The organism is [Clostridium] citroniae WAL-17108, from assembly GCF_000233455.1.
Lineage (GTDB): Bacteria > Bacillota > Clostridia > Lachnospirales > Lachnospiraceae > Enterocloster > Enterocloster citroniae.
The window spans coordinates 195,667-216,163 of record NZ_JH376427.1; the positions used below are offsets into that span (position 1 = coordinate 195,667).

14 protein-coding genes are annotated in these 20,497 nt (G+C 50.3%); 2 read left to right on the forward strand and 12 right to left on the reverse strand.

Going from position 1 to position 20,497, the window contains the following annotated elements:
- Positions 1-54: 54 nt before the first annotated feature.
- Entirely contained in the window at positions 55-2,613 is a 2,559-nt protein-coding gene (locus HMPREF9469_RS22705; protein WP_007867385.1) for a hybrid sensor histidine kinase/response regulator, read from the forward strand.
- A 55-nt stretch (positions 2,614-2,668) separates the two neighbouring features.
- On the opposite strand, the gene HMPREF9469_RS22710 is transcribed toward HMPREF9469_RS22705, so the two are convergent.
- From HMPREF9469_RS22710 to ftsH, 7 genes are all read right to left on the reverse strand, one after another.
- Positions 2,669-3,586, reverse strand: a complete 918-nt coding sequence (locus tag HMPREF9469_RS22710) for an ABC transporter permease (protein ID WP_007867390.1) — start codon at positions 3,584-3,586, stop codon at positions 2,669-2,671.
- Between the two features lie 6 nt (positions 3,587-3,592).
- Entirely contained in the window at positions 3,593-4,657 is a 1,065-nt protein-coding gene (locus tag HMPREF9469_RS22715; protein WP_007867395.1) for an ABC transporter permease, read from the reverse strand.
- Between the two features lie 3 nt (positions 4,658-4,660).
- Complete coding sequence (locus HMPREF9469_RS22720; RefSeq protein WP_007867403.1) at positions 4,661-6,181, reverse strand: ABC transporter ATP-binding protein; 1,521 nt, start codon at positions 6,179-6,181, stop codon at positions 4,661-4,663.
- Positions 6,182-6,242: 61 nt separating this feature from the next.
- Positions 6,243-7,367 carry a BMP family protein gene (locus HMPREF9469_RS22725; protein ID WP_007867405.1) on the reverse strand — a complete coding sequence of 375 codons (1,125 nt, stop codon included), beginning with the start codon at positions 7,365-7,367 and terminating at the stop codon, positions 6,243-6,245.
- Positions 7,368-7,627: 260 nt separating this feature from the next.
- Positions 7,628-8,392, reverse strand: a complete 765-nt coding sequence (locus tag HMPREF9469_RS22730) for a response regulator transcription factor (protein WP_007867409.1) — start codon at positions 8,390-8,392, stop codon at positions 7,628-7,630.
- Positions 8,389-10,182, reverse strand: a complete 1,794-nt coding sequence (locus tag HMPREF9469_RS22735; RefSeq protein WP_007867411.1) for a cache domain-containing sensor histidine kinase — start codon at positions 10,180-10,182, stop codon at positions 8,389-8,391. The genes HMPREF9469_RS22730 and HMPREF9469_RS22735 overlap by 4 nt, the downstream gene beginning before the upstream one ends.
- Positions 10,183-10,373: 191 nt before the next feature.
- Complete coding sequence (gene ftsH / locus HMPREF9469_RS22740; RefSeq protein ID WP_007867413.1) at positions 10,374-12,521, reverse strand: ATP-dependent zinc metalloprotease FtsH; 2,148 nt, start codon at positions 12,519-12,521, stop codon at positions 10,374-10,376.
- Positions 12,522-12,760: 239 nt separating this feature from the next.
- Here ftsH and HMPREF9469_RS22745 point away from each other — a divergent pair, with 239 nt between their 5' ends.
- The gene (locus HMPREF9469_RS22745; protein WP_007867415.1) at positions 12,761-14,362 is read left to right on the forward strand and encodes a CTP synthase; all 1,602 of its coding nucleotides are present in this window, start codon (positions 12,761-12,763) and stop codon (positions 14,360-14,362) included.
- Positions 14,363-14,441: 79 nt separating this feature from the next.
- On the opposite strand, the gene HMPREF9469_RS22750 is transcribed toward HMPREF9469_RS22745, so the two are convergent.
- The 5 genes from HMPREF9469_RS22750 to HMPREF9469_RS22775 form a co-directional block, all read right to left on the reverse strand.
- Entirely contained in the window at positions 14,442-15,764 is a 1,323-nt protein-coding gene (locus tag HMPREF9469_RS22750; protein WP_007867417.1) for a nickel pincer cofactor-dependent isomerase, group 22, read from the reverse strand.
- A 20-nt stretch (positions 15,765-15,784) separates the two neighbouring features.
- Complete coding sequence (locus HMPREF9469_RS22755) at positions 15,785-17,125, reverse strand: GntP family permease (protein WP_007867426.1); 1,341 nt, start codon at positions 17,123-17,125, stop codon at positions 15,785-15,787.
- A 283-nt stretch (positions 17,126-17,408) separates the two neighbouring features.
- Complete coding sequence (locus tag HMPREF9469_RS22765) at positions 17,409-17,771, reverse strand: DUF1667 domain-containing protein (protein ID WP_007867428.1); 363 nt, start codon at positions 17,769-17,771, stop codon at positions 17,409-17,411.
- Positions 17,768-19,009 (reverse strand): NAD(P)/FAD-dependent oxidoreductase, encoded by a 1,242-nt coding sequence (locus HMPREF9469_RS22770; protein ID WP_007867429.1) that lies wholly within the window; start codon positions 19,007-19,009, stop codon positions 17,768-17,770. Before HMPREF9469_RS22770 ends, HMPREF9469_RS22765 begins: the two co-directional genes overlap by 4 nt.
- Positions 19,006-20,454 (reverse strand): NAD(P)/FAD-dependent oxidoreductase, encoded by a 1,449-nt coding sequence (locus HMPREF9469_RS22775; RefSeq protein WP_007867430.1) that lies wholly within the window; start codon positions 20,452-20,454, stop codon positions 19,006-19,008. Before HMPREF9469_RS22775 ends, HMPREF9469_RS22770 begins: the two co-directional genes overlap by 4 nt.
- Between the last annotated feature and the right edge of the window lie 43 nt (positions 20,455-20,497).

Sequence of the window (20,497 nt, forward strand, 5' to 3'; positions counted from 1 at the left end):
TATAATAAAACCGTAAAATTATTTTCTTAAGCATTCCAAGGAGAAATAAGAACAGTGGAAAAAAATATAAAGAAGAATCCTACAACACGTTTTCTAATATGCAGTTTCATTGGGCTATTAATTTTTAGTATTATCATTTTTAGCCTGCTGGGATTTTATATGAGCCAAAAGAGTGAAAAAGCCGTTTACGAAATCGGAAAAATTTATATGTCTGGAATGAATGAACAAATGTCCAGACACTTTGAAACTGTCATTAAATTGCGTTTTAATCAGGTCAAAGGCATTGTTTCCGTTGTCCCAACAGATAATACCGATACAGAAAGGCTATATGATGAGCTCATTTACAGGGCACAGATCAGGGAATTTGACTATTTAGCACTGTGTTCTGCCCAGGGAGACTTTCAGCCTCTTTATGGGCAGTCAATACAGCCTCTTAACCCAAAGCCTTTTGTGGAAGCACTCCTGCAAGGGGAACAACGCGTTGCTGTCGGCATTGATTCTGCTGGAAATGAAGTGGTATTGTTTGGCGTTGACGCCGCTTATCCCATGCGCAATGGGGATGGAAGCGCCGGCCTGATAGCGGCCGTTCCTTTGGAATATATTACCGAATTCCTATCCTTAAAGGATGAAGGGCAGCTGATGTATTATCATATAATCAGGCCGGACGGAAGTTTTGTAATACAAAACCCCAACACTGAATTATGGTATCTCTTTGAACAACTGCAAAAGCAACTTGATTCCACGGCAAATGATTCATCTGAAGAACATTCACTTCAAAAATTTGGCGCTGCGCTAAAGGATCATAAAGAATATGCTGGAATATTTGAAGTAAACGGCGAAAAACGGCAGATCTATGGTATATCATTACCTTATTCTGAGTGGTATTTAGTATCGGTAATGCCTTACAGTATATTGGACGATACCATAAACAACCTAAGCAGCCAGCGTATGTTCATGACATTGGTGTCTTGTGCTTCCGTTTTAATCATTCTAACATTGATTTTTCTTCGGTACTTCTCCATAACACGCTCTCAGCTGCATGAATTGGAGAAGGCCCGGCAGGAGGCTCTTGAAGCGAACAAAGCCAAAAGTGAATTTTTAGCAAATATGAGCCATGACATCCGTACACCCATGAATGCAATTGTAGGCATGACTGCGATTGCCACAGCCCACATAGATGACCGGAAACAGGTACAGAATTGCCTTAGAAAAATCACATTATCGAGCAAACATCTATTAGGGCTGATCAATGATGTTTTGGATATGTCTAAAATTGAAAGCGGTAAATTAACTTTAACAACAGAGCAGATTTCACTAAAGGAAGTTGTTGAGGGAATTGTCAACATTATGCAGCCACAGGTTAAGGCAAAAAAGCAAACCTTTGACATTCATGTTGAAAATATCATAACAGAAAATGTGTGGTGCGATGGCGTACGCTTGAATCAGGTTTTGCTGAATCTCTTATCCAATGCAACTAAGTATACACCGGAGGGAGGGGCAATTCAGTTATCCTTTTCTGAAGAAACATCTCCCAAAGGAGAAAATTACGTCCGAATTCATATCAAGGTCAAGGATAACGGAATTGGTATGTCGCCAGATTTTCTGAAAAGAATCTATGAATCCTATAGCCGTGCGGATGGAGCCAGAATACATAAAACTGAGGGTGCCGGTTTGGGGATGGCGATTACAAAGTACATTGTGGACGCGATGGAAGGAACCATCCACATACAAAGTGAGCTTGATAAAGGTACGGAGTTTCTTCTCATGTTTGATTTTGAAAAAGCAGTTACACTGGAAACGAATATGGTTCTCCCCTCTTGGAATATGCTAGTGGTGGATGATGACGAATTATTATGCAGGACGGCCATGGACACGCTAAAATCCATTGGAATAAAGGCTGAATGGACATTAAGCGGGGAAATGGCCATAGAACTGGTTAACCAACACCGCAAAAAGAGAGAGGATTATCAAATAATTCTGTTAGATTGGAAACTTCCTGGCATGAATGGGATCCAGGTTGCAAAAGAGATACGGCGCAATTTAGGGGATGAAGTACCGATACTGCTGATTTCTGCATATGACTGGAGTGAATTTGAAGCCGAAGCCCGGGAGGCGGGTATCAGCGGTTTTATTTCCAAACCTTTGTTTAAATCCACACTATTCCATGCGCTGAGCCAATATATGGGGATTGGAACACCAAATAACCGGACATTGAACCAGGATGTTGATCTGTCCGGGCGCCGTATCCTGCTTGCTGAGGATAATGAGCTTAACTGGGAGATTGCAAATGAACTGTTATCCGATCTGGGCGTGGAATTGGATTGGGCAGAAGACGGCCGGATATGTTTGGAGAAATTCCAAAAATCACCAGAGGGATATTACAATGTTATTCTTATGGATATACGGATGCCGCACATGACGGGATATGAGGCTGCGCAAGCAATCCGGGAGCTGAATCATCCGGATGCCTTAACTGTTCCAATCATAGCTATGAGCGCAGATGCTTTTTCTGATGACATACAGCGTTGCTTGGGGTGCGGTATGAATGCTCATATAGCAAAGCCCATTGATGTGAAGGAATTAACTCGCTTATTAAAAAGATATTTACTATAAATCCAGCCATAAAAGCGCGTGTCAAATGGCACGCGCTTTTATGTTTACCAGAAAATCAATTCTCCTTACTGTATGTAACCCCCAGCTTGGCCGGCACATTAAAGCTTTTTCTGGAAACGGTCAGCACAATTGTCAGTATATAGGGGAGTGCGATAAACAGCTCGTTGGGGAAGTTTCCGCCTCCGCCCATGGACTGCATATAGATAGCCAAAGCCTCTGCCAGACCGAACACAACCGTGCCGATCACCGCTCCCTTGGGGTTCCAGTTCCCCAGGAAACAGATGGCAAATGCAATCCATCCGCGGCCGCCGATCATGTTGGTGGTAAACATCCCAAGATACCCTACGGAGTAAAATGCGCCTGCTACTCCGCCCATCATGCCGGCCAGCAATACGGTCAGGAAACGCACCGTATTCACATTGATACCAGCCACATCCACAGCCTCAGGATTCTCTCCCGTGGAGCGGATGGTCAGTCCGATGGATGTCTTAAACAGCATAAAATAGGACACAGGTATGATCAGATACACCACATATGTCAGTATATTCTGCTGGAACAGGACCGGCCCAAGAACCGGGATCCTGCTGAGAACCGGAACGGCGATCTCCGGCAATGGGCTTATTTTCAGAGGCGCTGTAGGTACGCCGAAAAACACTCTCTGAAGGTAGGTGCAGATACCGGCTGCCAGCACGTTGATGGCAGTTCCCGTAACCACCTGGTGCTGCTTTAAATAGATACACACCACGCCGTACACAGCCGCAGCGGTCACCCCTGCCAGGATGGCGCACAGGATGCCGATGAATGCATTTCCCGTTATATAAGTTCCCACAAATCCACCCCAGGCGCCCATGAGGAAAATCCCCTCTATGGCGGTTACCATCATACCGGAACGCTCTGCGATCACCTCTGCAATGGAGCCGAAAAGCAGGGGCGTACTCATCATCAATGCCCGTTTTAATAAACTTACGATCATACAGCTTTACGCTCCTTTCTGCAGTTTAAGCTTCTCTCTCCTGTTCTCCAGGTAATGTCTGAAGAAATAGGAGATGATTACAAACAACATGACAAATCCCTGCATCAGATCCACAATACTGGACGGCACGTTTACCCCCGGCATGCGGCCCATCAGATTGCCCATCACTCCCAGGGCACCAAACAGGATGGACGCAAATATAATACCGATGGGGTTTGCATTTGCCAGAATGGCGATGCCCAGACCGGCCGAACCCACGCCGCTGTTAAAATCCTGGATCAGCATGTGCTGCACCCCGTTTACCTCCGTAAATCCGGCCATACCCGCCAGGGCTCCGCTGATAAAAAATGCAATCACAAATATCTTTTTTGAATTGATGCCGGACATCCTGGCCGCGGAATCGTTGCTTCCCACTGCCCGGATGCGGTAGCCGAGAGGTGTCTTGTACAGAAGGATCCATATGCCCACAGCCACCAGAACAGCCACCACAAAACCGGCATGCAGCCTGGTCCCCTTGACAATGGTCGGCAGCCATGCGGCTCTGGTAATGGCATCTGTCTGGGGATATTCCCCCTTGGATTCCTTTAAAAAGGTGCGCAGCAGATAGTTCATCACGTTTAAAGCCACATAGGTCGACATCATGCTTACCAGGAATTCATTGGCTTTATAATGGGCTTTCAAAAAACCGATCAATGCTCCGATCAGCCCTCCTGCCAGCGCGGTCGCCAGACATACGACCACCAGCAGGACCAGGGTGGGAACCTTTCCGTCCAATTGGAGTGACAGCGCAATGGCCGCCACTGCTCCCATGTAAAACTGCCCCTGGGCGCCGATATTAAACAGGTTTGCCTTAAAGGTAAATGCAAATGCCAGCGCGGTAAAGATCAGGGGCGTTGCCTTGAGGAACACCTCGCCTGTGGTATATTTATCCGTGAGCATAGTGGTCACAGAGTAGGTAAATACCTCCCATGGGTTAATATGTAACAGGAGAAGCATCAGACCGCTGAGAAGCAGGCCCGCAAGGATCGCAACCGCATTGGTCACGATCATATCCCTTATCTTTGCATTCATGCTTTATGCCCCCTTCTCTTCTTTATATCCTGCCATCAAAAGCCCGATCCGCTCTGTGGTCAGCTCGTCATGGCGGTAGATTCCCATAAATGCGCCCTTGTAGATAACAGCGATCCTATCGCACAGTTCAAATATCTCAGACAGTTCCGTGGACACTAAAAGGATGCTCTTTCCCTTCCTGCGCTCTTCCAGTATATTGGTATGGATGTTGTTGATCGCACCCAGGTCCAAGCCTCTGGTGGGCTGGTCCATAACCAGCATCTCACCTGCATTGTTGACCTCCCTGGCCAGTATCACCTTCTGCTGATTGCCGCCGGACAGCCCCCGTATCTGGGCATCTGGTCCCGGCGCCTTGATCTCAAAGTCCTTAATGGCTTTTAGGGTATATTCATACAGCTTTTTCCTATTGAGAAAACCGTGATCCGTCCATTTTCTGTCAAAGCTGGTCTTTAACATCATATTCTCAGCCAGGGTCATTTCCCCTACCATGGCATCCCGGTACCGGTCCACGGGCACATAGCCGATTCCAAGGCTGATGCGCTCCCTCACAGAGGTGGAAGTGATATCCCTTCCCTTAAGGAAGACACGGCCGGATGATACGGGAAGGGCGCCGCAGATGACCTCGCACAGTTCCTCCTGTCCGTTGCCGCTGACCCCGGCCACACCGAAGATCTCGCCCTCCATGATCTGGAAGGAAAGGTCATTAAGTACGGGCAGGGCGCCCCTATGCCGGACCGTCACATTCTGAAGTTCAAGGCACACCTTCCTGTCCCTGTCCCCCTCATTCTCTTCCCTTTTTGCAACCACCATTTCCTTTCCCATCATAAGCCTTGCCAGCTCCACCTCACTGGTCTCATCCGCTGTCAGGTCGCCGGTCAGGCGTCCGTTCCTCATAACAATGATCCTGTCAGCCACCTCCATTACCTCCTTCATCTTATGGGTAATAAAGATAACTGAATTCCCCCTGGACGTATAATCCTTTACAAACTGCATCAGGGTCTCTGACTCCTGGGGGGTGAGGACAGCCGTTGGCTCATCCATGATCAGCAGGCTGGTCTTCAGGTACAATGCCTTCAATATCTCCACTTTCTGCTGTACCCCCACGGCCAGATCGGCAATTTTTGCATCCACCGGAATATCGAACCCATACTGCTTTGAAAGGTCCTCCACTTCCCGCCTGCATTTGTCATAATCGATCACGCCGTGGACATTGCCAAGTACGATATTCTCCGTCACCGTGTGCGCGTTTACAAGGGAAAAATGCTGCTGTATCATGGAAATACCCAGGGCCATGGCGTCCCTTGGAGAGCTGATCTTCTGTTCCTTTCCATCCATGAATATCTGTCCCTCGTCCGCCTTATAAAGTCCGTACAGGATCTTCATGACCGTACTTTTACCAGCCCCGTTTTCACCCAGCAGAGCCAGGACCTCACCTCTTTGGATGGAAAAGGAAATGTCCTTGTTGGCCACTACCCTGGCAAAATATTTTGATATATTCCTCAACTCAAAAAACAGCGTATCCACAAGCGTCATCCTCCTTTAATCAATCCGGGAGGGCTGTTAAGGCCCTCCCTGTTATTTCCTGTTACTTTTCAAACATTGCCTGCAGATCAACTTTACCGTCCTTAAAATCCTTCAGTCCCTGGTCAACCGCAGCCTTCACCTCATCGGTAATGTTATCAGTGTATACTGGTACGAAAATGTCCTCGCTGATTCCAGCCTCGTGGACCATATTGCCGGAAAGCTTGCCCTCCATGTACTGGCTGATGGCCCATGTATAGAAGTTCTTAAAATCAAAGTTTACAGATGCAACCACGGTATTGGGGTCAATGGTGGTCTGGTCGCTGGAAAAGCCGATGAACTTGGCTCCCTTTGCCTTTGCCGCCTCAATGCAGCCCAATCCAACCTCATTTGCGTATACAAATAATGTATCCGCTCCATTGTCGATCATCTGCTCTGCCATCTGTTTGCCAAGCGCCACATCATCCCAGCTGTTGGCATATGCCCTTGTTGCCTTTGCCTCTGAGATGCCTCTCTCCTTTGCAATGGCAACCGCATTCTTCTCATATACATCCATCAGGTGCTCCATTGGCTCATTGGGGAAACCGCCGATGGTTGCAAAGTTGCCGTTCTCCGTCACATAACCTGCGATAATGGATGCCACATAGCTGGCCTCATATTCCTTTGGGAAAATAGGAGCCACATTGTCGCCGTCACATTTGGAACCATTGACAGCGCAGAAGGTGGTGTCAGGATAATTGGGGGCAACTGCCCCAACCGCCTCATCAAACTGTGATCCGGCCGCCATGATCAGGTCATAGCCTCTCTCTGCATATTCACGGAAGGTGGACTCATAGTCAGATGCCTGCACATTCTCCACATACTCCATATTGGTTCCCAATGTCTCGTTGCAGGCCACCAGACCCGCGTAGTTGGTTGCGTTCCAGCTCTGGTCATTGATGGGTCCGGGAAGGATCAGTACGATCTTATAATCAGCTGCGCTCTTTCCCTCTGTGGCGGGTGCTGCTGCCTCAGCTGCCTTTGTATCCGCAGTCTTTGTATCCGCTTCCTTGCTGTCCCCTGCAGCCGGTGCCGCCGCCTCAGTGGCTGCTTTGGTCTCAGCCGTTTTGCCGGAACTGCAGCCTCCCAGGGCAACTGTACTCACTGCCATGGATGCTGCCAACAGTAATGCGCCTAATCGTTTCTTCATAATTTTAATCCTCCTTTTTTGCGTGTCCGCCCTCAGGGTCCTGTATCTGCTATCTGACATCTCAGCTTTAATTCCCCAATGGACTGACGGTTACCAATTTCTTGTACCAATAGTATATCAGCAGCCCGTTGGACTCACAATTCTGTCAGATTACTATTTACTCCAAAATATTACGGATTTTGTAAGTATTGCTTAATAAAAGAAAGACTGGATATGATTTTTCGTCATATTTCCAGTCTTTTACATCATTTTCCAATATTTTATTTTTTATTGCGGTACTCCAGGGGCGTGATACCATAGGTTTTTTTAAATGCGCTGCTAAAGTACTTGGCCTCCTTGTACCCCACCATCTCAGCCACATCCGACACCTTATACTCCACATGGTTCAGATAGGTCCTGGCCTTTATCATCCTGTACTCGGTCACATACTCCATCAGGTTCTTCCCTGTATGGCGCTTAAAAAGCTCACACAGATAGTTGGGGGACAGGTGCAGCTCCTCAGACATGTCCTTAAGGGTGATCCTTCCCCCGTAGTGGACCTCCACGTACCGGATCGCCTTCTGCACCAAAAGATTCCCGACACTATCCCCATCCGCCAGGTTGTCCGCCGCTGTGTCCCCCTGGATCTGTCCTTCCTGTTCCCCCTCCTCCCGGGCGGGTTCCAATTCCTTTTCAATTCCTTCCAGGACTGCGATCAGTTCCCTTGGATTGGTGGGCTTTAACAGATACCTGGTCACCCCCAGTTCAATGGCTTTCTGGGCATAGGCAAAATTGCTGTGGCCGCTGAGGATCACGATACGGATCTCCTGGTTCCGTTCACGGATCTGCCGGATCAGCTCCAGCCCCGACACTTCCGGCATCTTGATGTCTGTGACGATCACATCCGCCTCCTGGTCGTAGAGGGCGGTCAGGGCCGAATGGGCATCCTCAAAGACCCCGCTCACCTGCCATCCCTCCCTGGCCCCCAGAAGTTTCAGGAGACCTTTTCTGATCTTCGGCTCATCATCCACAATCATTAATTTCACCTTTCATCCTCCCTCCCTTCTTCCGGCTCAGGCTCCGGAGTTTCCTTTGGTATCCTCAGATAAATGGATGTTCCCATACCATACACGCTCTCAATCCTGATGCGGTACTGTTCACCGTAATGGAGCCGGATGCGCCTGTCCACGTTCCTGATCCCGATTCCCGTATGTCCCTCTTTTCCCAGGTCCGGAACCTCCTCCTTCAGATGGTCCAGCTGTTCCTGCGTCATTCCGATCCCGTTATCCCTTACCGAAATCCGGATCTCATCTCCCCCATCCATGATCAGGATACTCACGATACCGTTCTGCTTGCGGGGCTCAATGCCGTGGGTGATCGCATTCTCCACCATGGGCTGGAGAATCAGCTTGGGTACCTTTTCCTCCCGCACGGATTCGTCCACATCCACCTGATACTCCAGCCTGTCCTCCAGACGGTTTTTCTGTATCTTTAGATAGCTTAACACATATTCCACTTCCCTGTCCAGGGGTACAAAGGCGTTCTCATCCTCGATGCAGTACCGCATCAGACTGCCCAGGGAAATGATAATGTCGCTGATGTCGTACTCCTCCCGGTCGATCAGCATCCAGTTCACTGAATCCAGGGTATTGTACAGGAAGTGAGGGTTGATCTGGGCCTGCAGCGCCTGTACCTCCGCGTTTTTCTGCGCTATCTTTTCCTGATAAACCTGACGGATCAGGGTATTGATCTTATCCACCATGTAGTTAAAGGAATCCATCAGTTCACCGATCTCATCCTTTCTCCCTTCCGGCACACGCACGGTAAAATCCCCCTCCTGCACCTGGCTCATGGCCCTGGAAAGCCGCTTGATGGGCCTGGCCATGGCATAGACCAGTACGGCGATCACTGCTGCGATTCCAATGGTACACATGATCACCACCAGCCAGATGGCGCTGTTTAGATCCTTGGCCTGGGGGAACAGGCCCTCTGATGGGATGGCGGAGTAGGATTTCCATCCCGTAACTCCGTTGTACTGTCCGCACACATAGTATTCCTTCCCCCTCCATTCCAGGTCGAAACGGCGGATCCCCCGTTCAAACCGATCATCGATCTCCTCCTGCCATCCCTTGTTCACCTTGGGATTGCTGCATATGACCTCTCCCTTCTGATCCACGATAAAAAGGTACTGGTACTGGAACAGGCCCTGGTTTCCCAACAGAAGATTGCTGAACATGTCCGGGTCCAGCTCAATAAGCATCATCCCCAGGACCCTGTCCCCCCGGTCATCCATAATCGCCCTGGCAACTGTCACCACCTGGCGCTCCTCCCGGGGCCGGGCAAAAAGCGCGGGCATGATCCCGGCCCACACCGCTTTGTTATACCGTTCCCCCACTGCCTGGTAATAGACGTCAAGAGTACCATCCGATACATCCTGCGGATCTCCCATCTCCGTATCACCGGTGGTGTATAAGATCTCTGACCGGTTGATGATGGAAATCTCCATCTGTTCACCAATGGATTTAATAAGGCTGGAGCAATAATCATCCAGATAGGTCCTGCGGATACTCCTCTCCCCCTTGTCCCACCCCGACAAGCAGGCTCCGCGGACCAGTTCGCTGTCCGCTGCATTGTCCAGCACTTCCATGATATAGCGCACCTTGACATTGATGTTGATATCGATTCGGTTGATGGTATCCGACATCTCCTGCTTTTTATTTTTAACCACAATATCCCTGCTGTGGCAATAGGATAAACCGCCGATCAGGGCGCCCTCGATCATGGCTGTCACAATAAATGCCAGCGTAAGCTTCAGGCGGAATGACATATGCTTCATAACCCGTTCCTCCGGATAGTTTTTATAGGGCAGCACACAGTCTGTCCACAATATTATATCAGAGAACGTGAGGGGAAGCATTAAAAATATGTAACAGTTCAGGACGGCGGGAAAATGGGGGCAAAAGCGGGCATAAAAACAGCGGGGCACCAACCAACTGGTACCCCGCTGCACATATGGGTCATATTTAATTACTTGTTATATTCATCTCCCGGGTGGTTCCAGATCGTCTCCTGGTTTTCACCGGAACCAAACCTCTGGCCATCTCCGCGGCTGCCCGAACCTGATCCGTCAGGCTGAACCTGGGACTGGGGTTTTGCTGCGCCGCTGTCCGGCGTCTGTCGCTCATCCCTTTGATCCGGCCCATGGTTCTCATCCCTTTGGTCTGGCCCATGGTCCCCGTCCTTTTGCTCCGATGTATGGGTTTCTGCCTTCCGTGCAGCATCCTCATCCGTCTTCTGCCCGGCATCCTCATCCGTCTTTTCTTCCTCCGGCTCCGGTATTCCCTTTACCCTGCGGAAGATCTGCATAAACTCCTTGCCGGTGATGGTTTCCTTCTCGATCAGGAAAGCGGCGATCTGATCCATGGCATCCTTATTATCACTGAGCAGGCGGATGGCCTCCTGATAGGAATCCTTCAGTATCTTCATCACTTCCTGGTCGATCTCGGCAGCGGTGGCATCACCGCAATTTAATACGTTACGGCCTGTGAGATACTGGTTCTCCTGGGATTCCAGACCCATAAGGCCAAACTTATCCGACATTCCGTACTGGGTTACCATGGCTCTCGCCACGTTGGTGGCCTGCTGGATGTCGTTGGCCGCTCCGGTGGTAACCGTCTCAAATACGATCTCCTCCGCCGCGCGTCCCGCCATCAGCTCTACCAGTCTGGCCTCAAGCTCCTTCTTGGTGTTCAGGTACTTCTCTTCCTCCGGAACATTCATAACATACCCCAGAGCGCCCATGGTCCTTGGAACAATGGTGATCTTCTGTACCGGCTCGGAATGCTTTTGAAGGGCGCTTACAAGCGCATGGCCCACCTCGTGGTAGGACACGATGCGGCGCTCCTCCTTGCTCATGATCCGATCCTTCTTCTCCTTGCCCACCAGAACCACTTCCACTGCCTCAAACAGATCCTTCTGGGATACTGCGCTGCGGCCATGCTTAACCGCGTTGATGGCTGCTTCGTTCATCATGTTGGCCAGGTCGGCGCCCACTGCGCCGGAGGTGGCCAGGGCAATCTCCTTAAAGTCCACGCTCTCATCCAGAAGCACGTCTTTGGAGTGGACCTTAAGTATGTTGATACGCCCGTTCAGGTCAGGCTTATCCACGATAACACGGCGGTCAAAACGTCCCGGACGGAGCAGAGCCGGGTCCAGAATCTCCGGGCGGTTGGTGGCTGCCAGAACCAGAAGTCCCTTGGTGGAATCGAAGCCGTCCATCTCGGAAAGAAGCTGGTTCAGGGTCTGCTCACGCTCGTCATTGCCTCCCATACGGCTGTCACGGCTGCGGCCAATGGCATCGATCTCATCAATGAAAATGATACAGGGGGCATTTTCTGTTGCGTTCTTAAACAGGTCGCGGACACGGGATGCACCCACGCCCACGAACATTTCCACAAAATCGGAACCGGACAGGGAATAGAATGGCACATGGGCCTCACCTGCCACCGCTTTTGCAAGAAGGGTCTTACCTGTTCCGGGAGGGCCTACCAGCAGAGCGCCCTTGGGGAGCTTGGCGCCAATCTTGGTGTATTTACCGGGATTGTGAAGGAAGTCCACGATCTCGGTCAGGGATTCCTTGGCCTCATCCTCCCCGGCCACATCCTTAAAGGTGATGCCGGTCTCCTTCTGCACATACATCTTGGCATTGCTCTTGCCAACCCCCATGATTCCGCCGCCGCCCATCCGCTTCATGGTAAAGTTCATGAGGAACAGCAGGAACAGGAAGGGCACCGCATAATTCAGGAGGACCAGCAGCAGGGTGCTGGTGTCATTCTTCTCCTGGTGGGTATCCACATTGTACTCCAGGAACCGGTCCACAAACTTATAGTCCCCCGGCACCTTTACCACATAGTAATCCAGATCCTGGGAATACTTGGTATTGCCTGACTTTGGAATAACTGTGATCTCCGAGTTTCCGATCTTGATGGATTCCACATCCCCTGTCTCCACCATTGTCACAAACTCATTGTAGGACAGTTCCTGCCGCCGCTTGGAGTTTAAGTAGGAGTTCATCCAGCTCACCAGGCCAAATGTAAGCAGGGCAGCTATCAGGAGCATGGTGATAGTTTGCCAGTTGCTCTTCGTATTTGGATCTTGTTTGTTATTATTATCCATATCGTACTAATTCTCCCTCTGAATAGGTCATCTATCAATTCCCAACAAAAACCCATTCTCTACCATTATAGTGTCAGTCTCCCCATAAATCAAGAAAAGAACAATTAAATTTCTTAATTTTTTACAAAAAGTCCTAGATTTATTTTTCATGTGGATGTATAATGTATCAGTTATTTTTTTGATACTATTAGCACATTAACAAAAGCAGGTCACACCAATCAAAAGGAGGTATCCCCACTATGCCAGTCAAGTACGTATTTGTTACAGGCGGCGTTGTCTCCGGCCTTGGCAAAGGAATCACAGCCGCATCCCTTGGCCGACTGCTGAAAGCAAGAGGTTACAAAGTAACCATGCAGAAATTCGACCCCTACATCAACATTGACCCCGGCACCATGAACCCGGTCCAGCACGGAGAAGTATTCGTGACAGACGATGGCGCCGAAACCGACCTGGACCTGGGACATTATGAGCGCTTCATTGACGAAAGCCTTACCAGGAATTCCAACGTGACCACAGGCAAGGTCTACTGGACCGTGCTGCACAAGGAGCGCCGCGGAGACTTTGGCGGAGGTACGGTACAGGTAATCCCCCACATTACCAATGAGATCAAAAGCCGCTTCCACCGCAACTACTCTGAAACCGAAACCGAGATCGCCATTATCGAAGTCGGCGGTACGGTAGGCGATATTGAAAGCCAGCCGTTCCTGGAGGCGATCCGCCAGTTCCAGCACGAGGCAGGTCCCGGAAACACCTGCATGATCCACGTAACCCTGATCCCCTACCTGAAAGCTTCCGGCGAACTCAAGACCAAACCCACCCAGGCCAGCGTCAAAGACCTTCAGGGAATGGGAATCCAGCCTGACATCCTTGTCTGCCGTTCTGAGCAGCCCCTGGACGAAGGCATCAAAAACAAAATTGCCCTTTTCTGTAATGTTCCCCCTCACCACGTACTCCAGAATCTGGATGTGGACGTGCTATATGAAGTACCCCTTGTCATGGAGCAGGAGCACCTGGCCCAGTCAGCCTGCGAATGCCTGAATCTTCCCTGTCCCGAACCTGATCTGACGGACTGGCAGAATATGATCGATGCCTGGAAACATCCCAAGCAGGAAGTAACCGTAGCCCTGGTAGGAAAATACATCCAGCTCCATGATGCCTATATTTCCGTGGTGGAGGCCTTAAAACACGGAGGAGTTGCAAACCATGCCCATGTAAATATCAAGTGGGTGGATTCAGAAACAGTCACTGAGGAAAATGCAGGACAGCTGTTTGGCGGTGTAAAGGGAATCCTGGTGCCCGGCGGATTCGGTGACCGCGGGATTGATGGCAAGATATACGCCATCCAGTATGCCCGGGAACACAACATTCCATTCCTTGGACTCTGTCTTGGAATGCAGCTGTCCATAGTGGAATTTGCCCGCAATGTGATCGGCTGCAGGGATGCCCACAGTGTGGAGTTAAATCCTGCCACCACCCATCCTGTCATTCATCTCATGCCTGAACAGGACGGGGTGGAGGACATTGGAGGCACTTTAAGGCTGGGCTCCTATCCCTGTGTACTGGACAAGTCCTCCAAGGCATACCAGGTATACGGCCAGGAGACCATACACGAACGCCACCGCCACCGCTACGAGGTAAACAATGACTACCGTCAGCTGCTTACCCAGAACGGAATGAAGCTTTCCGGCATTTCCCCCGATGGCCGGATCGTGGAAATGGTGGAGATCCCCAGCCACCCCTGGTTCATTGCCACCCAGGCCCACCCGGAGCTTAAATCCCGGCCCAACCGGCCCCATCCATTATTTAAGGGATTCATTGAGGCGGCCCTGAACGCAGAGTAATTAAGTAACAAACATGTACGGTTTCCAGGATCAAGGGTAACACTTCCGGAAACCGTACATTTTTATTTATATCTGGCAATTATGGCGCAGCCATGTATTCCGCAGGTGTGGTCAAATTCCCTGATTCATCAAACTCCAGCGCCTTGGGTTCATCCAGTGCTTCTACCCCCGGATACAGCCCCTTTTTTACATCCTCATAGTACGCCTCTGACAGCATGATCTCCCCGATATGGAGACTGTTGGCAATGCGCACCACACGTACCCGCCCCCTGTCTATCTTATTGCAGGTACGAATACACAGCTGCAGGGCTTCCCTGTCAGTGGCCACCACACATGGAATCCGTGCCGAAGCCAGCACCGTGCTGGTGATACAGTTGGGATACATCTTTTCGATATCCATTTGATCAAAAATCTTTTTGGTAATGGCAGAGGCCAGTCCGCAGCCCAGCGCATTGCCGTGGCTGGCCTGGCTCAGGTTCAGGAAACAGGTTCTCTGCACCCTGATCCCACCGGTTGCATAGGGTGTTGAAAAAGTTCCGGTAATATTGGGGTCCACTCCTGTGCCGCTGTAATTTTTGCCGATCTCATCCACCACCAGCACGTCTGTCTCCCCCACCATAAGCTTGGGCATGTTGGAAAAGGCATATTTTAGAAGCTCCGGCTCCCGCTCCATGATATCCTGTGCAAGGATCGCCTCAATCCTGCAAGTCTCATCATATGCATTTTCCATGCATGGGATCGCAAGCAATATCTTTGCCTTTTCCAGCACCACCCTGGCCATGGTGGGAATGTTTTCAGCAATCACATCCATTCCATCGCTGTGCACAATGCTGGCGCCTTCCTGCTTGCCAAGGCCCACTGTCATCATTTTGCATGGCCCGCTCTCATAAGCTCCGCGAAACGCATTGTGGGGCTTAAGCCTGCAGGATATGATAATGCCGTCCGCTTCATATGCATTCCTGTCAATAAACACCCGCCTGCCTCTCTCAGAAACCCCAAGCTCCACCACCTCCATGGAGGACCGGATCGGGCATCCCATGGTTTCCGGGGTAATATCATAGCTTGCCAGCACCTCCAGCTGTCCTTCTGCCGTAGCGCCCCCATGGCTTCCCATGGCCGGGACGATAAAAGGTACTGCCCCTCTGCCCTTGACAAAATCCACAATGGCCTTTGTAATAATATCCACGTTTCGTATGCCCCTGCTTCCTGCCGTGACGGCGATCCTCATCCCCGGCTTGATCAGGGACGCGAACCGCTCCTGACTCAGCTGCTGATCCACCACCCCCGCAATCTCCTCCCGAGGAATTACCTCCCTGGGAAATGTCTGCCTTGCATGGAACATCCTGGGGATTTTAACATCCCGCAGCAATCCCGATACCATTCCTCCCTCTGTCACCTTCATACTTTTTATTTATCCTCCTTTTACACAATTCCTATACTGGCCAAAAAAACGGCCAGAAATGAATTCAGGAAAGGGTACAGCGCTCCCAAAAAAAACTCGTGGTAATACCCCTGCCTGTGGGTCAGCCTTGTATAATTCAGGCGGTTGATCGCGGATCCGTTGTAAGGCATGGAATCCAGCCCATAACAAGAGATGTTAACCAGCCGGTGAAGGACATCCGGTGAAATCCCCATGGCCAGGAATTTATCCGCAAATACATTCAGCGCAATGGCCTCGCCCCCTGAAGCAGATCCTGTGATACCTGCAACCACATTAGTGGCCAGACAAAGCTGCAGCAATGGCGGCCCCGGTATTTTGTCCAGATTGGCTGCCAGATACTCAAAACCGGGAGCCAGTTCCACTGCAGCGCCAAAGCCAACCACTGCCGACACGTTCATAATGGATTTCATTGTTGATGTACAGCCGCTTCCAAATGTTTTTCCAATATTTTCAAATTTGTTATAATACAAGATATAGCATGTGATGCAGCCCAAGATCAGGGACACAAAAGGTTCAATGTTAAGTAGATTCATGGACACCAGCAATACAACGGATGGTGCCAGCGCTCTTATAAACTGTACATTAGAACAATCTGCATCCAGAATAGCATTGTTCAGAGTGCCGGCTTCCTTATCCATCAAAGTTCCGGTCACATCATACCCTTCCCCTCTTTTTTCATTCCTGCGCAGCTGAAACCATATGTACCATGCGCCGAATATAATGCAGGATAGGGCGCTGAATATTCCGATCATCGGCGCTGATTTGGGGTTGGTGCCCAGATACTCAATGGGAATCAGGTTCTGAATGGCAGGGGAACCGGGAAGAATGGCTGTCCACATGCTTCCCCCATATACTGCTACTGCAATGATAAAATGCCACGGAATATCCAGTTTCTTAAATAAAGAACGGCAGATGGGAGCAATGGTAAAGATTACCACAAATCCGCTGACTCCTCCAAATGACAGGATCGCAGTAATGGCAGATAAACCCATCAATACCCAGAAACGGGCATTTCTTCCTCCAATCTTCTGAGAAAGATTTCCGACTTTAACTGCGATATCCTGGGCAGCGCCGCAGTCAGCCAGCATGGAGCCCAGGATACAGGCCGGCAAAAAAAGCAGAAAATTAGATGTTGCAAATCCCCCGAAATCATCCGCATATGCACCCTTCATATTTTCGATGATCGGCTGTCCTGAAAACAGAAACACGATTGCCGCGCATATCGGGCCAATGATCATGATCGGGTAACCTCTCATGGAACCGATCACCAAAATAGCCAGTGCCAGTAAAATCCCTATAAGACTCATCATACCTATATCCATTGATATACCCTCCTGTTATAATAGCTGTTTTATTGTGCATTATGTGTAATTTATTTTTTGTATCCTCCTCTCCGCTTACATTTTGCACAATCTGATTATAGTATTCTGCTGCCTATCCGTAAAACACATAAATCTAATATACTTAGTTAGAAAACAACTAGTAACAAAGAATTTTCTAAACATTGTCATAAAAGATAAGCTGGTGTTTACAGCATATTCAACAAAAATACATCTCTTTTCAAGCATTCCTTTAACAGCATTATAACGATGGTCCATCTGGATATCAGGCCTCCAAAACGTTCTTTGTCACCACCACATCCACCTCCGTGCCCAGCAGATGCCTGACAGCCACATCCCCGATATGGACCGGAGCATGTATGGTCACCTTCCTGATCTCCTCCATTGCCCTGAAAATATCCTTCTTGGGAATGGGAGCGGACAGACGGACGCTGGCCAGGGGCAGTTCACCGCCCTTGATCCGTATGGAAGTGGCTATGTTCCTCACCGGAGCGGTCATTTCCTGGAGTGCATAACCATGGCCTTTTGGACATCGGTTTCCACTGATGTTAAGCACCTTCCCATCCTGTTCCTCCACCTGAAGGCTGCAGCCCACAGGACACACAATACAGGTAAAGCTTGTTTTCATACCACCTTCACCTCCACATCTTCCCGGCAGTTTAAGACAGACGCGTCCACGGTAATCTGGATCATCTCTGCCGGATTCGCTTTTTTAAATGTCTGCTCTTTGATCACACGACCGCCTTGGAGCACCTGGATCCTGCAGTCACTCATGGGCCTTTTTACCCTGAGGGACAGACAGAAGGACTTGTTCCCGCTGATCTTCTGCGGTATGGTGTGAGTAATGTGTTCATCGGTCCTTATGTCCAGCCCGCATGATGGAAGGCCGCCTTTTCTCACATACTCCGCCGCGGCGTCCCCCAGCCGTTCCGCCTCCCTGGACACAAAATCCACCAGGTCATGGACATGGAGCACATTGCCTGCCGCAAAGATTCCGTCTACACTTGTCTGGTAATTTTCATCCACCACAGCGCCTTTGCTCCTGCCATCCAGTATGACACCCGCCCCAAGGGACAGTTCATTTTCAGGTATCAGTCCCACCGAGAGGATCAGGGTATCGCACGCATATGTCTTCTCACTTCCCGGAACAGGCTGCATGTGATCATCCACCTGGGAAACCACCACGCCTTCCAGACGCTCCTTTCCAAGAATATCGGTCACCGTATGGCTTAGATGCAAGGGTATATCGTAATCCCGAAGACACTGTTCTATATTTCTGGGAAGTCCGCTGGAATAGGGCTGTATTTCAAACACGGCCTGTACATGGGCTCCTTCCAGTGTCAGACGTCTGGCCATGATCATGCCTATATCCCCTGAACCCAGAATCACCGCTTCCCTTCCCACCATCTTATTCTGGAGATTGATATATGCCTGGGCCACGCCTGCAGTGTAGACTCCTGCCGGCCGTTCCCCGGGGATACTCACAGCGCCTCTGGTTCTCTCCCTGCAGCCCATGGTGAGAATGACCGCCTTGGCCTGCAGTTCGATCATCCCTTCCCTGGAGGAAGCGTAAATCCTTTTATCAGGTGTAATCTCCAATACTGTGGTATCCGTAATATACGGGATTCCCATATCATCCACCATGTCCATAAAACGCTGCGCGTATTCCGGACCGCTTAGTGTCTCCTTAAACCGCGTGAGACCAAATCCATCGTGGATGCACTGCCGCAGGATCCCTCCCGGCTTTTTCTCCCTCTCAAGGATCACAATGTCGGTTATCCCTCTGCGGTATAGCTGTACTGCTGCAGCCAGGCCAGCCGGCCCCCCGCCAATGATCGCTGCTGATACCTGTTTCACCCCCGTCACCTTACCTTTCCTGTAAACATATATGAATTTTCTTTGGAGTAGCGCACCTGTCTCTCGTCAATCCCAAGTTCCTCCTGGATCATGGCTGTGATACGCGTTTCACAGTAGCCTCCCTGACATCGTCCCATGGTAGCCCTTGTCCTGTTCTTGATCCCGGTTACAGTATGGACTCCCAGGGGATTATGGATGGCCTGGAGGATTTCCGCCCTGGTAACCGTCTCACAGCGGCATATAACCTCCCCATAATCAGGATTGCCGGCAATGGCTTCTTTCTTTTCCTTTTGATCCATATCCGAAAAACGCCTGATCCCTTTACGGTACGGTGAAAATGACGGATCGATCCGCGGATTTTCCTTCTCCCTTAGGATCGCTGCCGCTCTCCTGGCCAGGGGAAGGGCGCAGGTGACGCCCGGAGACTCGATTCCCGCCAGGTTTACGGTACAGGGATGGGAATCGTCTGATTCCAGCACAAAGTCCTTATTTTCCCCTGTTTTCGGATCATAGATCTTCCAGCGTATTCCCGCAAAATTCCTGATAAAATACTCGGGCTTCATTTCCTTAAACATCCTGCGGCCATCCCTGTAAAGTCCGTCCATATGCTCTCTGGTCACCTTGTAATCCTCGTATCCCTCCGTTATATAGGAGTCGGGCCCCACCAGTACGTTTCCATCAATGGTGGGGGTTGCATGGGTTGCGAACCCTCCCTTTTCATTGGGCGCCGGGTAGATGGGTATCCCCATATTTTTCCCTGCCTTTTTATCCAGCACATAATACTCCCCCTTAAATCCCCTGACCGGATAATCGGGATATCCCAGCATGGCGGAAATTTGGGACGCATACATGCCTGCGCAGTTGATCACCCACTTTGTCCTCACATCCCCTTTGCAGGTATGTATCAGATATCCATCCTCTTCCCGCCGGATTCCTTCCACCCTGCGGCCGAACAGAAAACGCACGCCGTTTGCACATGCATTTTCCGCCAGGGCTATGGTGTACTGCATGGGGTCCAGGATGCCGGAGGACGGGACGTACATGGCAAACTCCCCGCCCGCATTGGGGTCCAGCTGATTGAGACGGGCCTTGTCGATCATTTCCATTCCTCTTACACCGTTTCGTTCCCCGATTTCCTTGAATTTAAGAATATTCCTCCTGTCCTCCTCATCAAATCCCACAACCAGCTTGCCGGTCCTGCGAAATGGGACATCCAGTTCCTCTGCCACCTGGTCAAATTCCCTGTTTCCCTCCACTGCGCACTCTGCTTTCAGCGATCCCGGCGTATAGGTAAATCCGGCATGAAGCATTCCCGTATTCCTGCCGGAATTGCCGCAGGCCACATCCGGTTCTTTTTCCAGAACCGCAATGTCGAGACAGAAACGGGACAATTCCCTGGCAACAGCGCTGCCCACCACCCCTGCTCCAATAATGATTACATCATATGCTCCCATAGGTTCCTCCTTGTCATCTCCAGCCGCCCCTTTTTAAGACAGC